The organism is Streptomyces sp. NPDC096079 (assembly GCF_040303145.1).
In the GTDB taxonomy this organism is placed as follows: Bacteria; Actinomycetota; Actinomycetes; order Streptomycetales; family Streptomycetaceae; genus Streptomyces.
In genome coordinates this window covers 179,769-194,613 of the sequence record NZ_JBEOST010000003.1, presented here as the reverse complement: position 1 = coordinate 194,613, position 14,845 = coordinate 179,769, and the positions used below count along the sequence as shown (strand labels likewise).

General features: G+C 69.6%; 10 protein-coding genes. 3 read left to right on the top strand and 7 right to left on the bottom strand.

Going from position 1 to position 14,845, the window contains the following annotated elements:
* Nucleotides 1–7: 7 nt before the first annotated feature.
* Nucleotides 8–2,362, bottom strand: a complete 2,355-nt coding sequence (locus ABTY59_RS08295) for a DUF6049 family protein (protein ID WP_352018100.1) — start codon at nucleotides 2,360–2,362, stop codon at nucleotides 8–10.
* A 236-nt stretch (nucleotides 2,363–2,598) separates the two neighbouring features.
* On the opposite strand from ABTY59_RS08295, the gene ABTY59_RS08290 reads away from it, so the two are divergent.
* Nucleotides 2,599–4,041 (top strand): CCA tRNA nucleotidyltransferase, encoded by a 1,443-nt coding sequence (locus ABTY59_RS08290; protein WP_352018099.1) that lies wholly within the window; start codon nucleotides 2,599–2,601, stop codon nucleotides 4,039–4,041.
* A gap of 85 nt (nucleotides 4,042–4,126) precedes the next feature.
* Here the strand turns inward: ABTY59_RS08290 and ABTY59_RS08285 are convergent, their stop codons facing one another.
* From ABTY59_RS08285 to ABTY59_RS08275, 3 genes are all read right to left on the bottom strand, one after another.
* Nucleotides 4,127–5,386: an MFS transporter gene (locus ABTY59_RS08285; protein ID WP_352018098.1), complete on the bottom strand. Its 1,260-nt coding sequence runs from the start codon at nucleotides 5,384–5,386 to the stop codon at nucleotides 4,127–4,129.
* A 76-nt stretch (nucleotides 5,387–5,462) separates the two neighbouring features.
* Nucleotides 5,463–6,545 (bottom strand): inositol-3-phosphate synthase, encoded by a 1,083-nt coding sequence (locus ABTY59_RS08280; RefSeq protein WP_352018097.1) that lies wholly within the window; start codon nucleotides 6,543–6,545, stop codon nucleotides 5,463–5,465.
* Nucleotides 6,546–6,593: 48 nt separating this feature from the next.
* Nucleotides 6,594–7,274 (bottom strand): PadR family transcriptional regulator, encoded by a 681-nt coding sequence (locus ABTY59_RS08275; RefSeq protein ID WP_352018096.1) that lies wholly within the window; start codon nucleotides 7,272–7,274, stop codon nucleotides 6,594–6,596.
* A gap of 370 nt (nucleotides 7,275–7,644) precedes the next feature.
* On the opposite strand from ABTY59_RS08275, the gene ABTY59_RS08270 reads away from it, so the two are divergent.
* Together ABTY59_RS08270 and ABTY59_RS08265 are read left to right on the top strand one after the other, a co-directional pair.
* On the top strand, nucleotides 7,645–10,401 hold the full coding sequence (locus ABTY59_RS08270; RefSeq protein ID WP_352018095.1) for a transglycosylase domain-containing protein: 2,757 nt from the start codon (nucleotides 7,645–7,647) through the stop codon (nucleotides 10,399–10,401).
* A 130-nt stretch (nucleotides 10,402–10,531) separates the two neighbouring features.
* The gene (locus ABTY59_RS08265) at nucleotides 10,532–12,046 is read left to right on the top strand and encodes a glycosyltransferase family 87 protein (protein WP_352018094.1); all 1,515 of its coding nucleotides are present in this window, start codon (nucleotides 10,532–10,534) and stop codon (nucleotides 12,044–12,046) included.
* A 102-nt stretch (nucleotides 12,047–12,148) separates the two neighbouring features.
* Here ABTY59_RS08265 and ABTY59_RS08260 read toward each other — a convergent pair whose 3' ends face one another.
* The 3 genes from ABTY59_RS08260 to ABTY59_RS08250 all read right to left on the bottom strand — a co-directional run bounded on the left by ABTY59_RS08260 (nucleotide 12,149) and on the right by ABTY59_RS08250 (nucleotide 14,806).
* Nucleotides 12,149–13,180 (bottom strand): alanine racemase, encoded by a 1,032-nt coding sequence (locus ABTY59_RS08260; protein ID WP_352018093.1) that lies wholly within the window; start codon nucleotides 13,178–13,180, stop codon nucleotides 12,149–12,151.
* Between the two features lie 73 nt (nucleotides 13,181–13,253).
* Entirely contained in the window at nucleotides 13,254–14,372 is a 1,119-nt protein-coding gene (locus ABTY59_RS08255; RefSeq protein ID WP_352018092.1) for a lipid II:glycine glycyltransferase FemX, read from the bottom strand.
* A gap of 119 nt (nucleotides 14,373–14,491) precedes the next feature.
* Nucleotides 14,492–14,806 (bottom strand): hypothetical protein, encoded by a 315-nt coding sequence (locus ABTY59_RS08250; protein ID WP_352018091.1) that lies wholly within the window; start codon nucleotides 14,804–14,806, stop codon nucleotides 14,492–14,494.
* Between the last annotated feature and the right edge of the window lie 39 nt (nucleotides 14,807–14,845).

Here is a 14,845-nt window from a genome sequence, read left to right as displayed (position 1 = left end):
ACATCGCTCAACGGTCCACTTTCTCACCCGGGCCCGACGGGTCGCCGCTTTCGGGCGCGGTGTCCGGTGTCGGGTCACTCGGCTGCACGGGTTCGTCCCCGTGGGCCTCCGCCTCGCCCGGCGCGTCCTCGTCGGGCACCGGCGTGGTGTCGTCCTCGGCGTCCTCGGCCGCCTCGGCGGCGGCGTTCCGGGCGGCCACCCGCTTGCGCTGGCTGTACATGCGCACGCCCGCGAGGACGAGGAGGAGGACACCGCCGGCGATGACGAGCATCACCGTGGGGGTGATCTCGGAGACCCGCACGGTGAAGTTCATCGGCTGCCCGTACGGCGTGCCGTCCTCGGTGTAGAGCTGGGCCGTCATCGGCACCTGGCCGTTGACGTTGGCCGAGGCGCTGAACTTCACCGACTGGCTGTGTCCGCCGCCGACCTTCACCGGGAGCTCGGCGAACCTCTCGCCGTTCAGCTCCAGCCGGTTCTTGTTGCCGGAGGTGAGGCGCAGCTTCAGGTTGTCCACGCCCTGGAGCAGCTTGTTCTGGACGGTGACGGGGATCGTCGCGCTGCGGCCGGAGAGCGTGAGGTCCGACTTGTCGACCAGCTGGACGCCCTTGGTGAGGGTCTGCAGATAGTCCAGGACGTTGTTCCGGTAGATCGCCGCCGCCCGGGCCTCACCGCGCCAGGAGGTCGACATCTCGCGGTTGATCGCGTTGCCGAACGGCGTCACGACCCGCTCGGGCTGGGTCAGGACGACCTTGAAGTCGTCCAGCTCGTCCCGCGTGGTCTTCATGTCCCGGAAGGCCTGGACCGGCAGCTCCCGGTCGCGGAGCTTCTTCGGGTAGCGCGAGCTGCTGGGCACCGTGGTGGAGGCGTCGGGGTCCGGCTTGGCCGCGGCGGCCGCGAGGAGGTCGCTGGGCTGGCTCCAGCGCCGGCCGGAGAGCCCCTTCAGCGCGGTCGCCATGGACTGGGCCTGGGCGCCGGTCGGCATCCGCTGCGGAGCGACCACGACGCTGCGCTGGTCCTCCGGCTGTTCCATGGTGATCGCGAGGGTCTGGGCCAGGAACTCCTGGACCGCGAGCGTGGAGGTCTCCGCGCGGACCATGTCCCCCTCGAAGGCGGTGGACAGCAGCGCGTCGCTCACGACGGCCGTGGTGCTGCCGTTCCCGAGCGGACGGGCGGCGGTGGGCGTGTAGGCGAGGTCGTCGCGGACGCTGTCGCTGCGGGCGATCACCTTGTCGGCGCCGGCCGAGGTCGCGACGGCCACGATCGAGGGGTCCACGGCTCCGTCGGCGGGCCAGGCGAAGTCGGTCGACGCCTGGACGTGCAGGACGGTCTCGACCGTCATGCCCGCCAGGGCCGTCGCCGACTGGAGGTGTCCGAGGGACCCGGGGACGTCCCTGCCCCGGTGGGCCAGGGAGGCCAGATCGGGGTCGGCGAAGGGGAGGGCGACGACCTTGTGGCCCTGCACCGCCTTCTCCAGCGCGTCCAGCCACCGCTCGGCGACGGCCTGGTTCTTGCCGGGGACGTCCTGGTCGCCGTCCTTGACCCGGTAGCCGTTCGCCATGGCGTCGACGGAGGCCAGCAGGTCAGGGTCGACGACCCAGGTGACCGGAAGGTCCTTGCCCAGGGAGACCAGCTGGTCCAGGCGCCCGCCCGGACGCAGCTCGGCCGCCAGGTCGTCGTCCTCGAAGACTGGGGTCTGCTGGTCGTCCGTGGCCGTCTGCGCCGAGACGTGCGCCGAGCCGATCAGCGGCCAGAGATAGGTGAGCTGGGTCTTCTTCTCGGCGGCCTCGGGCTGGTACGGCAGGAAGGTCCGCTCGATGCCGAGCACCCGGTCGCTCTGCCGGTCCGGGGTGTGTCCGGTGAGGGAGACGCCCAGCTGGTAGACGCCCTCGTCGTCGAGTCCGAGCGCGGAGACGGGGACGGACAGCGAGAAGTCCGTGCTGAGACCGGCACCGAGGCGGGGGATCTTGACCGTGGGGGCGTCCTCGAGGACACCGGGGTCGCTGTCGCTCCGGTAGCCGGTCCGCCCCGAGACCTGGTCGATCTCGCTGCGGCTCGTCATCTTCGGCCCGACGCGGAGGTTCACCGTCGCGTCGGTGACCGTCTTCTTGCTCCGGTTGGTCACCGTTCCGGTGACCGTGACCGTGTCCCCCTCGACCGGCGCGCTCGGGGTCAGCGTGTCGAGTGACACATCGACGGTCCTGGATCCGGTGCCGTCCTCGGACGCGGCCGACGGAGCGGCCACGACCGGGGCCTGGAGCAGGCCGGCGAGAAGGGGCGCCCCGAAGGCGACGGTGATCGTGCGCCGCAGCCATCGGCGGGCAGGTGAGGGACCGGTTCCCTGGATGTCTGCCGCCTCGGCCACGCGTTCGCCCGTCCTCGTCGTTGTCGGTGATGCCAGTGGTGTCGATGGTTCCCGGTTGCTGTGTCCAGGCATGGTAACGAGGCACGCCGGGGGCAAGTGCCGGGGACTGCTCCAGGCGATCTTCGACCGATCGCCCTCCGGCCCCGCCCGGCACCCGGTCGGCGGAAGCGGGGCCTCCCCCGCGCCGCGTGAAACGGGGACGTCGCGGTGAGCCGGGGCACGTACCCTTTTCTGTTGTGCCGAACGCCAACGAAGACACCCCGACTGCACTGAGCCAGGTGCAACGCCGCGCAGTCAGTGAACTACTGCGTGTGTCCCCCGTCGCCGACGACCTCGCCCGCCGCTTCCAGGAGGCCGGGTTCAGCCTCGCGCTGGTCGGCGGTTCGGTGCGCGATGCGTTGCTCGGCCGGCTCGGCAACGACCTGGACTTCACCACCGACGCCCGCCCCGAGGACGTACTGAAGATCGTCCGTCCGTGGGCCGACGCGGTGTGGGAGGTCGGCATCGCCTTCGGGACGGTCGGTTCCCAGAAGGACGGCTACCAGATCGAGGTCACCACGTACCGCTCGGAGGCGTACGACCGGACCTCCCGGAAGCCCGAGGTCTCCTACGGCGACTCCATCGACGAGGACCTGGTCCGGCGTGACTTCACCGTCAACGCCATGGCCGTGGCGCTCCCGGAGAAGGAGTTCATCGACCCGTACGGCGGTCTCGAAGACCTCGCCGCACGCGTCCTGCGCACGCCGGGCACCCCGGAGGAGTCCTTCTCCGACGACCCCCTGCGCATGATGCGGGCCGCGCGGTTCGCCGCACAGCTGGACTTCGAGGTCGCTCCCGAGGTCGTCGGCGCCATGAAGGAGATGTCCGGCCGGATCGAGATCGTCTCCGCCGAGCGCGTCCGTGAGGAACTCAACAAGCTGCTGCTCTCGGCGCACCCCCGGAAGGGCCTCGGGCTCCTCGTGGACACGGGTCTCGCCGAGCACGTCCTGCCCGAGCTGCCCTCGCTGCGCTTGGAGAGCGACGAGCACCACCGCCACAAGGACGTCTACGAGCACTCGCTGACGGTGCTCGACCAGGCGATCGACCTGGAGGAAGACGGGCCCGACCTGGTGCTGCGCCTGGCCGCCCTGCTCCATGACATCGGCAAGCCGCGCACCCGACGCTTCGAGAAGGACGGGCGGGTCTCCTTCCACCACCACGAGGTGGTCGGCGCCAAGATGACCAAGAAGCGCATGACCGCGCTCAAGTACTCCAACGAGATGGTCAAGGACGTCTCGCGCCTCGTGGAGCTGCACCTCCGCTTCCACGGCTACGGGACCGGCGAGTGGACCGACTCGGCCGTGCGGCGCTATGTGCGCGACGCCGGGCCGCTGCTCTCGCGCCTGCACAAGCTGACCCGCTCGGACTGCACCACGCGCAACAAGCGCAAGGCGGGTGCCCTCTCCCGCGCCTACGACGGCCTTGAGGACCGCATCGCCCAGCTCCAGGAGCAGGAGGAGTTGGACTCGATCCGCCCCGACCTCGACGGCAACCAGATCCAGGAGATCCTGGGCATCGGCCCCGGCCCCGCCATCGGTCAGGCGTACAAGTTCCTGCTGGAGCTGCGGCTCGAGAACGGCCCGATGGAGCACGACCAGGCCGTCGCCGCCCTCAAGGAGTGGTGGGCAGCGCGCGACTGAGCGGGCTCAGCGCCCGGTGGGCCGATGTTTCACGTGAAACACCGGCCCGGTCGACGCCAGGAGGGGTGATGTTTCACGTGAAACATCACCCCTCCTGGCGTTCCCGGCGCAGGGCCACGGCGAGCCCCGCGTAGAGCAGGGTCACCAGCACGATCAGCAGGGACGACCGGCCGTCGGGCGGCAGCATCAGCGCGGCGACGCCCGCAGCGCCCACGAAGGCGACGTTGAACAGCACGTCGTAGAGCGAGAAGACCCGGCCCCGGAAGGCGTCGTCCACGGTCGTCTGCACCACCGTGTCCGTCGCGATCTTGGCTCCCTGGGTGATGAGCCCCAGGACGAAGGCGGCGACGAGGAACGGCGTCGAGGCGAAGGTCAGGCCGAGCGCCGGGAGGAGGACGGCGGCCGCCGCCGTGCACACGGTCATCCAGCCGAAGGGGCCGAACCGCCCCACCGCCCAGGGGGAGAGGACGGCGGCGGCGAAGAAGCCGGCGCCGGAGGCCGCGACGGCGAGCCCGAGGAGGCCGAGTCCCTCGGAGTCCGTGGAGCTCCACGAGTAGCGGGCGAGCATGAGCACGGTGACGAGCAGGGCGCCGTAGCAGAAGCGCATGAGGGTCACCGCGAAGAGCGCCCGGGCGGCGGGGCGCCGCTCGGCGAGGTGCCGCAGTCCCGCGACCAGACCCTGCGCCGTCGACCGCAGGGCCGAGGTGAGGGGCTGCGGGACGAGGTCGGGATCGGGGCCGAGGAGCTCTCGGGACATCCGCAGGGAGGCCAGGGCGGCGCAGAGGTAGAGGACGGCGCCGAAGGCCACGACGGCCGCGTCGGAGTCGTCCGCGAGGAGCCGGACACCGAACGCGAGGCCGCCGCCGACGGTGGCGGCGAGGGTGCCCGCGGTGGGCGAGAGGGAGTTCGCCATGACGAGGCGCTCCTCGTCGACGACACGCGGGAGGGAGGCCGAGAGCCCTGCCAGGACGAACCGGTTGACGGCGGTGACCGAGAGGGCCGAGGCGTAGAAGAGCCAGTCCGGGACGGAGGCGAGGACGAGGACCGCGGTCCCGCCGGCGAGGAGGGAGCGCAGCAGGTTCCCGTACAGGAAGACCTGCCGGCGCTGCCAGCGGTCGAGGAGCACCCCGGCGAAGGGCCCCACGAGCGAGTACGGGAGCAGGAGCACCGCCATGGCGGAGGCGATCGCGGCGGGGGAGGTCTGTTTCTCGGGGGAGAAGACGACGTACGTGGCCAGGGCGACCTGATAGACGCCGTCGGCGCACTGGGACAGCAGCCGGACGGCAAGCAGGCGGCGGAAGTTCGTCAGGCGCAGGAGTACGCGCAGATCACGTACGACGGACATGGCAGCAAGACTCACATACGAAGAGGGCCCCCGGGCAGTGGCTCGGGGACCCTCGATCGACAAGCGTGCGGGCGCTTTAGCGCTCGACCTCACCCTTGATGAACTTCTCGACGTTGGCCAGGGCCTCGTCGTCGAAGTACTGGACCGGCGGGGACTTCATGAAGTACGAGGACGCGGAGAGGATCGGGCCGCCGATGCCCCGGTCCTTGGCGATCTTCGCGGCGCGCAGGGCGTCGATGATGACACCGGCCGAGTTCGGGGAGTCCCACACCTCGAGCTTGTACTCGAGGTTCAGCGGAACGTCGCCGAAGGCGCGGCCCTCAAGGCGCACGTACGCCCACTTGCGGTCGTCCAGCCAGGCCACGTAGTCCGACGGGCCGATGTGGACGTTCTTCTCGCCCAGCTCACGGTCGGGGATCTGCGAGGTGACGGCCTGCGTCTTGGAGATCTTCTTGGACTCCAGGCGCTCGCGCTCGAGCATGTTCTTGAAGTCCATGTTGCCGCCGACGTTGAGCTGCATGGTGCGCTCAAGACGGACACCGCGGTCCTCGAACAGCTTCGCCATCACGCGGTGCGTGATGGTCGCGCCGACCTGCGACTTGATGTCGTCGCCGACGATCGGGACGCCCGCCTCGGTGAACTTGTCCGCCCACTCCTTGGTGCCGGCGATGAAGACCGGGAGAGCGTTGACGAACGCGACCTTGGCGTCGATGGCGCACTGCGCGTAGAACTTCGCAGCGGCCTCGGAACCGACGGGCAGGTAGCAGACGAGAACGTCGACCTGGCGGTCCTTGAGGACCTGGACGACGTCCACCGGCTCCTCGGCGGACTCCTCGATGGTCTGGCGGTAGTACTTGCCGAGACCGTCGAGCGTGTGACCGCGCTGGACCGTGACGCCCGCGTTCGGGACGTCGCAGATCTTGATGGTGTTGTTCTCGCTGGCGCCGATGGCGTCGGAGAGGTCGAGGCCGACCTTCTTCGCGTCGACGTCGAAGGCGGCGACGAACTCGACGTCACCGACGTGGTAGTCGCCGAACTGGACGTGCATCAGGCCGGGCACCTTGGTCGCCGGGTCGGCGTCCTTGTAGTACTCGACGCCCTGCACCAGCGAGGCGGCGCAGTTGCCCACGCCGACGATGGCTACGCGAACCGAACCCATTCCGGTTGCTCCCTGTGTGATCGTGGAAGCCCTGCTGTGCGCAGGGTTTCACTTGGCGGTGTCGTCGGACGGATCCGGCCGGGTACTGCCCCCGTGCCGGGGCAGGCCGCCCGTCTCTCCAGAATCGTTGTCGTGCAGAGCGGGGGCGTCGGGGCCGGATCGCTGATCCCGCCCTGCCCGCTCGCTCTCGATGAGCTCGTTCAGCCAGCGCACTTCGCGCTCCACGGACTCCATACCGTGGCGCTGCAGCTCAAGCGTGTAGTCGTCGAGGCGCTCGCGGGTCCGGGCCAGGGAGGCGCGCATCTTCTCGAGGCGCTCCTCCAGCCGGCTGCGGCGACCCTCCAGCACGCGCATCCGCACCTCGCGCTCGGTCTGCCCGAAGAAGGCGAAGCGTGCTGCGAAGTGCTCGTCCTCCCAGGCGTCCGGGCCGGTGTGGGAGAGGAGCTCCTCGAAGTGCTCCTTACCTGCCGGGGTCAACCGGTAGACGATCTTGGCCCGGCGTCCTGCGAGTGAAGCGGCGAGGGCCTCCTCCGCGGCGCTGCCCGGTTCCTCGATCAACCAGCCGTTGGCGACCAGCGTCTTGAGGCAGGGATACAGCGTTCCGTAGCTGAAGGCCCGGAAGACGCCCAGCGAGGTGTTGAGGCGCTTCCGCAGCTCGTACCCGTGCATCGGAGCCTCGCGGAGCAGGCCGAGGACGGCGAACTCGAGGATGCCGGAGCGTCTGCTCATCCGTCGTCTCCTCCTCCGCTTCCGGGGCCTTATGCCGTGCTGATGTATCGACTCGATACATCAGCACGATAGAACGGCCACTCTGTCTCGACAAGCGGGACCGCCGTGACCGGCGTCACATCGTCAATTCACAGTGATCGACTTGCCGGATTTGGGGTGAAGTCCGTCTCTAGGTGGGTTTTGGCCGTGCGTAGTCTGTGCGGCATGCAGACCACCGGGAACCGAGCGACGCCCTGGGGCGTCAGTGCTGCGGGTGACCGGCTGCGGTACGGAGGGACCTCCGATGGGGTTCGGACGTGCCCATTTCGGGGGGACCGGAACTCAACTGCCGCTTCCAGGCGTACGCGCCTGCCCGAGGAGTAGTCGTTCGATGAGCGAGCATCGTCGCAAAATGCCGCCGCAGCAGCCGCCGACGGGCGGTCGCGCGGCGGCACGGCGCGCTGCCCAGCAGCCGATGGGCCGCAGGTCGGCCCCGGCCCATGACGTCGGTTCGGAGGCCCCTTCGGCCTCGTACGGACCTCCCTCCTCCCACGGGGAGGAGCCGCGTCCGTACGGCGGCCGCGCGGAGGCCCGGCGGGCCGCCCAGCGGGGCAGCCGTCGCCGGGGAGCCGATTCCGGTCCTGGCGGACCCGGCGGTCCCGGTGGGGGGCGGCGCGGTGGCGGCGGTGGCCGCGGCGGTGGTCGCGGCGGCGGTGCGGGGCGGGGCCCCGAGGGGCGCCAGCCGGGCAAGAAGCGGATCATCGACTATCCGCGCCACAACAAGTGGGGCTGGCGTCGCTGGGTGCCCTCGTGGAAGCTCGTGTCGGGCACGTTCCTGTTCTTCGTGGCGAGCCTGATGGGTGCCGCGGCCTTCGCGTACTCGCAGGTGGACATCCCGAACACGGCCGACACCGCGACCTCGCAGAACAACATCTACTACTGGTCCGACGGATCCCGCATGGTCGCGACGGGCAGCGGTGCCAACCGCCAGATCGTCCAGATCGGGCAGATCCCGCTCTCCATGCAGAACGCGGTGATCTCTGCGGAGAACAAGACCTTCCGCGAGGACTCCGGAATCGACCCCATGGGCATCGCCCGCGCCGTGTGGAACATGGCCAAGGGCGGCGAGACCCAGGGTGGCTCGACGATCACCCAGCAGTACGTGAAGAACAACCGGCTCGACGACCAGTCGCAGACCCTCACCCGGAAGGTGAAGGAACTCTTCATCTCCATGAAGGTCGGCAACACCCTCGGCAAGGACGAGGTCATGGCCGGTTACCTGAACACCTCGTACTACGGACGGGGTGCCTACGGCATCCAGGCCGCGGCCCGCGCCTACTTCAACAAGGACGCCGCGAAGCTGAACCCCAGCGAGTCGGCGCTGCTCGCCGCGGTGCTGAAGGGCGCGACGTACTACGACCCCGCCGGCTACCCCGACATCGATCCCGAGGCATCGGCCGAGAAGAACACCGTGCGCGCCACCAAGCGGTGGAAGTGGATCCTCGACGAGATGCAGAAGGACGGGCACCTCACGGCCGAGGAGCGGGCGAAGTACCCCACCTTCCCGAAGGTGGAGAAGCTCAAGAAGAGCGCCAATCTGAGCGGTCAGATCGGTTACCTGGTGAGCACCGCCAACCAGAACATGCAGAACCAGTTCCAGATCAGCGAGGCGGAGCTGGAGCGCGGCGGCTACGAGATCCACACCACCTTCGACAAGCAGAAGGTGGCGAAGATGGAAGAGACGATCAAGGGCGTCATCAAGGAGAACATCGACCCGAAGAAGCGCCCGAAGACGGACACGCACGTCCAGTTCGGTGGCGCTTCCGTCGATACGGCGACCGGGAAGATCGTCGCCATCTACGGTGGCGCCGACGCCACCAAGCACTTCCGGAGCAACGCCGACAGCACCGGTGCCCAGGTCGGCTCGACGTTCAAGCCCTTCGTGCTGGCCGCCGCGATGCAGGACGGAGTCCGGGACAAGGACGGCGGTCCGGACCAGGACGCCTCCGAGCGCACCATCCTGGACCCGGACAAGAGCCTCTACAACGGCAAGGACGACCTGACGATCCGCAAGTACAACGGGGACGTCTGGCTGGACGACAAGGGCGACGAGTGGCGCCAGAGCAATGACGAGGACGCCAGCTACGGCCCGATCTCGCTGCGGTACGCCATGATCAAGTCCGCCAACTCCCCGTACGTGCAGCTCGGTATGGACGTCGGTATCGACAAGGTCCGCGCCGTGGCGGAGAAGGCCGGACTCCGGCCCGAGTCCCTCGTCAAGGGCGAGGTCCCGTCGTTCTCCCTCGGTGTCTCCAGCCCGAGCGCCATCCGCATGGCCGGCGCGTACGCCACCTTCGCCAACAAGGGCCAGCAGAACGACCCGTACTCCGTGGAGAAGGTGGTGCGGAGCGGCAACACCGTCGCCCAGCACAAGCAGGAGCCCGAGCAGGCCTTCAGCTCGGCCATCGCCAGCAACGTCACCGACGTCCTGCGGTCCGTCGTGGACGACCCCCGGGGCACCGGCACCAAGGCCCGCATCCCGGGCCGCGCGGTGGCCGGCAAGACCGGTACGACCGACGACAACATGTCGGCCTGGTTCGTGGGCTACACGGCCCAGCTGTCGACCGCGATCGACATGTACCGCTTCGACGACGACGAGACGAAGCAGGGTCGCAAGTTCGAGAAGATGTACGGCACGGGTGACCAGCCGACCATCCACGGTTCGTCCTTCCCCTCGCGGATCTGGCGCGAGTACATGACGGACGCCGTGAAGGACGATCAGGTCGTGGACTTCCCGAAGCCGGAGAAGCTGGAAGGCGCCGAGCCCGTCTTCGGCGGTGGCGCCAAGAGCCCGACGCCGACGCCGACAGCCACGGCGTCGCCCACCGAGTCGACGATGCCGACGACGACTCCCCCGGCCACGCCGACGACGACTCCGCCGACGAGGCCGACGAAGACGCCGAAGCCGGGCAAGACGACCTGTGACGTCTGGAACTGGAACTGCGACAACACGGGCAACCCAGGGGGCAACACCGGGCAGCCCACGACCGAACCACCGGTCACCGAGACGCCGACGACGACTCCTCCGCCGACGGACGACAGCTCAGGCGGCAACGGCAAACCAGGGGGCGGGTCCTGGATCCCCTGATGATCCCCTCGCCTTCCGGTGAGGACCCGGGCACGTCCTGAGGGCCGTCGCGCCCGCTCCGTACCTTCCGTACGGAGCGGCCGTGGCGGCCCTCGCCGTTTTCCCGGGGACGTACGGCAGGATGTCCCCCATGCCGAGCCTCCAGAAGTCGAGCGCGCCGCCGGACCGCTCGAAGACGGTCATCCCCACCCACCGGGACAAGGTGGCCGCCGCGGGCAGCGAACTGATCGGCGGCCCCTACGGGCGACGGGCGACGGCCGGCACCGGGCAGCTGACGCCGGTCCGGGTGATCGTGCTGGTCGCCCTCGGCATGTACGCCCTCGGCATGGTGCAGAAGCTGCCCTGCTACAACTGGGCCTGGTTCCGGGGCACGACCTCCCAGTACACGCACGCCTGCTATTCGGACATCCCGCACCTCTTCGCCGGGCGGGGCTTCTCCGACGGCCTGGTCCCGTACTTCGACCGGCTGGGCGGCGACATACCGTTCCTGGAGTACCCGGTGCTGACGGGCCTGTTCATGGAGGTCGCGGCCTGGCTGACGCCGGGCGGCGGCGACCTGACGTGGCAGGAGCAGTGGTACTGGCTGGTCAACGCGGGCCTGCTGATGGTCTGCGTGGCCGTCCTGGCGGTCTGTGTGGCCCGGACGCACCGCCTGCGGCCCTGGGACGGCCTCCTGGTCGCCCTGGCGCCCTCGGTCGCGCTCACCGCCACGATCAACTGGGACATACTGGCCGTCGCGCTGACCGCCGCCGCCGTCCTGATGTGGTCGCGGGGCCGGCCGCTGGCCTTCGGGATCCTGCTGGGCCTGGCCACGGCGGCCAAGTTCTACCCGATACTGCTCCTCTGCCCGCTGCTGATGCTCTGCTGGCGCGCCGGGAAGTGGCGGGCGTACGGGACGGCGGTGCTCGGCGCCGGCGGTGCGTGGCTCGTCGTGAACCTGCCGGTGATGCTGCTCGCGCCCGAGGGATGGAAGCAGTTCTACCTGTTCAGCCGGGACCGCAACGTCGACTTCGGCTCGGTCTGGCTGCTGATCAGCCAGCGCACGGGTGACGTGATCACGCCGGGCCGGGCGAATCTGTACGCGCTGCTGCTGATGGCGGTGGCGGTCGCGGGTCTGGCGTACCTGGCGTTCACGGCGCCCCGCAGGCCCCGCTTCGTCCAGCTGGCCTTCCTGATCGTCGCCGCGTTCGTGCTGACGAACAAGGTCTACTCGCCGCAGTACGTCCTGTGGCTGGTGCCACTGGCCGCGCTCGCGCGGCCCCGCTGGCGCGACTTCCTGATCTGGCAGGCCTGCGAGGTCATGTACTTCCTCGGGATCTGGATGTACCTGGCGTTCACGGCCGGCGGCAACAAGCAGGGCCTTCCGGTGGACGGCTACCAGTTCGCGATCGTCCTGCACCTGCTCGGCACGCTGTACCTGTGCGCGATGGTCGTACGGGACGTCCTGGCGCCCGAGAAGGACCCGGTCCGGCAGGACGGCGCGGACGACCCCTCGGGAGGGGTCCTGGACGGCGCCGAGGACCTCGTGGTGGCGGGCAGGGCGGCCCACCCGGCCCGGCACGCGGCCCCGGCCGTCGAGGAGGGGCGGCGGGTGCGCTGGGGCACCGCGGACGACCCCGCGTACCCGTGGGGCGCCCCCGACTGACCGAGACCGGCCCCCGACCGACCGAGACGCACTCACCCCCTGGAGCCCGCTCCAGGGGGTGAGTGCTTTCCGGGGACGTTCCGGGCCCGTTCTCCGGTGGGGTCAGCGCTCCACGAGCCGGTCGAACTGCGTCGTGGTGTGGCGCAGATGCGCCACGAGCTCGTCGCCCACCCGGGGCTCCTGGGCGTCGGCCGGCACGAACAGGATCGACACTTGCATGTGCGGCGGCTCGGCGAACCAGCGCTGCTTCCCGGCCCAGACGAACGGCGAGAGGTTCCGGTTCACGGTGGCCAGGCCCGCCCGGGCGACGCCCTTGGCGCGCGGCATGACGCCGTGCATGGCCTTCGGGGCCTCCAGGCCCACGCCGTGGGAGGTGCCGCCGGCGACGACGACCAGCCAGCCGTCCGACGCGGCCTTCTGCTGGCGGTAGCCGAAGCGGTCGCCCTTGGCGACCCGGGTCACGTCGAGGACGGCGCCCCGGTACTCCGTGGCCTCGTGGTCCCCCAGCCACAGCCGGGTGCCGATCCGGGCGCGGAAACGGGTCTGCGGGAACTGCTGCTGGAGCCGGGCCTGCTCCTCGGCCCGCAGGTGGCTCACGAACATGGTGTGCAGCGGCAGCCGGGCGTTCCGCAGGCGGTCCATCCAGGCGATGACCTCCTCGACCGCGTCGGTGCCGTCCGGGCGGTCCAGGGGCAGGTGGAGGGCGAAGCCCTCCAGACGCACGTCCTCGATGGCGGCGTGGAGCTGCGCGAGCTCCTCCTCGCGCACGCCGTGCCGCTTCATCGAGCTCATGCACTCGATCACGACGCGGGCGCCCACCAGGGCGTGGACGCCGTCCACGGACGACACGGAGCGGATGACCCGGTCGGGCAGCGGAACCGGTTCCTCACCCCGTCGGAAGGGGGTGAGGACCAGCAGGTCGCCGCCGAACCAGTCCTTGATCTTCGCGGCCTCGTACGTGGTGCCGACGGCGAGCATGTCGGCGCCGAACCGGGCCGCCTCGTCCGCGAGGCGCTCGTGCCCGAAGCCGTACCCGTTGCCCTTGCACACCGGAATGAGACCGGGGAACTGGTCGATCACGGTCTTCTGGTGCGCCCGCCAGCGAGCGGTGTCGACGTAGAGGGAGAGCGCCATGGCCGGCCCGGAACCTTTCTGACGGCAGCGGTGTATCAAAGGTGTGTACGAGACTACGAAGCCTACGGAACGGTCAGCGCCGCGACATGTAGATGTCGAGCGCCTTGTGCAGGAGCTTGTTCAGGGGGAAGTCCCACTCGCCGACGTACTCGACGGCCTCGCCACCCGTGCCCACCTTGAACTGGATGAGGCCGAAGAGGTGGTCGGTCTCGTCGAGCGAGTCCGAGATGCCGCGGAGGTCGTAGACGGTCGCGCCCATGGCGTACGCGTCGCGCAGCATCCGCCACTGCATCGCGTTCGAGGGCCGGACCTCACGGCCGATGTTGTCGGAGGCGCCGTACGAGTACCAGACGTGCCCGCCGACGACGAGCATGGTCGCGGCCGAGAGGTTCACACCGTTGTGGCGCGCGAAGTAGAGCCGCATGCGGTTGGGGTCCTCGTTGTTGAGGACGGTCCACATGCGCTGGAAGTACGAGAGCGGGCGCGGCCGGAAGTGGTCGCGGACGGCCGTGATCTCGTACAGCCGCTGCCACTCGGCCAGGTCCTCGTAGCCGCCCTGGACGACCTCGACACCGGCCTTCTCGGCCTTCTTGATGTTGCGGCGCCACAGCTGGTTGAAGCCCTTGAGGACGTCGTCGAGCGAGCGGTTCGCGAGCGGGACCTGGAAGACGTAGCGGGGCTGCACGTCGCCGAAGCCGGCGCCGCCGTCCTCGCCCTGCTGCCAGCCCATCTTCCGCAGCCGGTCCGCGACCTCGAAGGCGCGCGGCTCGATGTGGGTGGCCTCGACGTCCTTGAGGCGCTTGACGTCCGGGTCCTGGATGCCGGCCTTGATGGCGGCCGAGTCCCAGCGGCGGATGACCACCGGCGGGCCCATCTTCACCGAGAAGGCGCCCTGCTGCTTGAGGTGCGCCAGCATCGGCTGCAGCCAGTCGTCGAGGTTCGGCGCGTACCAGTTGATGACCGGGCCCTCGGGGAGATACGCGAGGTAGCGCTTGATCTTCGGGAGCTGGCGGTAGAGCACCAGGCCGGCGCCGACGAGCTCACCCGTCTTGTCGAACCAACCGAGGTTCTCCGAGCGCCACTCGGTCTTCACGTCAGCCCACGCCGGGACCTGGCAGTGGCTCGCGGCGGGCTGGCTCTGGATGAATGCCAGATGCTGCTCACGGCTGATGGTCCTCAGGGTCAGGCTCATGCGGGGCGCTCCTCGGCAGGTGTGTCCCCATCGGTCAGGGGCTCCGGCTCTCGCGCCGAAGCCTACTGTGACCTTGGAGCGCCCCGAATGGGTGTGTGTGCCCCGACGTGCCGTCGGGCTCAGCTGATGACGCCGCCGAAGAGGCCGCCGTGCGCCATTCCGAGGTAGAAGCCGAAGGCCGAGGCGCCGAGTCCGAGGATCAGCAGGAACCGTTCGCGCGTGGTCACGGAGATGAACTGTCCGTACGCGCCGGTCAGGATGCCGATCAGGCCCGACCAGGAACTGAGCAGATGCAGGTTGTAGAACTGCGCGGTGGTGAACGAGATGATCCCCAGCACCAGCGTGACAGCCATCAGGGTGTCCTGGAGCGGGTGGGGTTTGCCGTCGGTCGCGAAGAGAGAGTGGCCGGGGTCGGGACGCATTGCCTGGGCCATGAGGCACCTCCTGGCGTGGCTGCCGGAAGGCGGCGCATC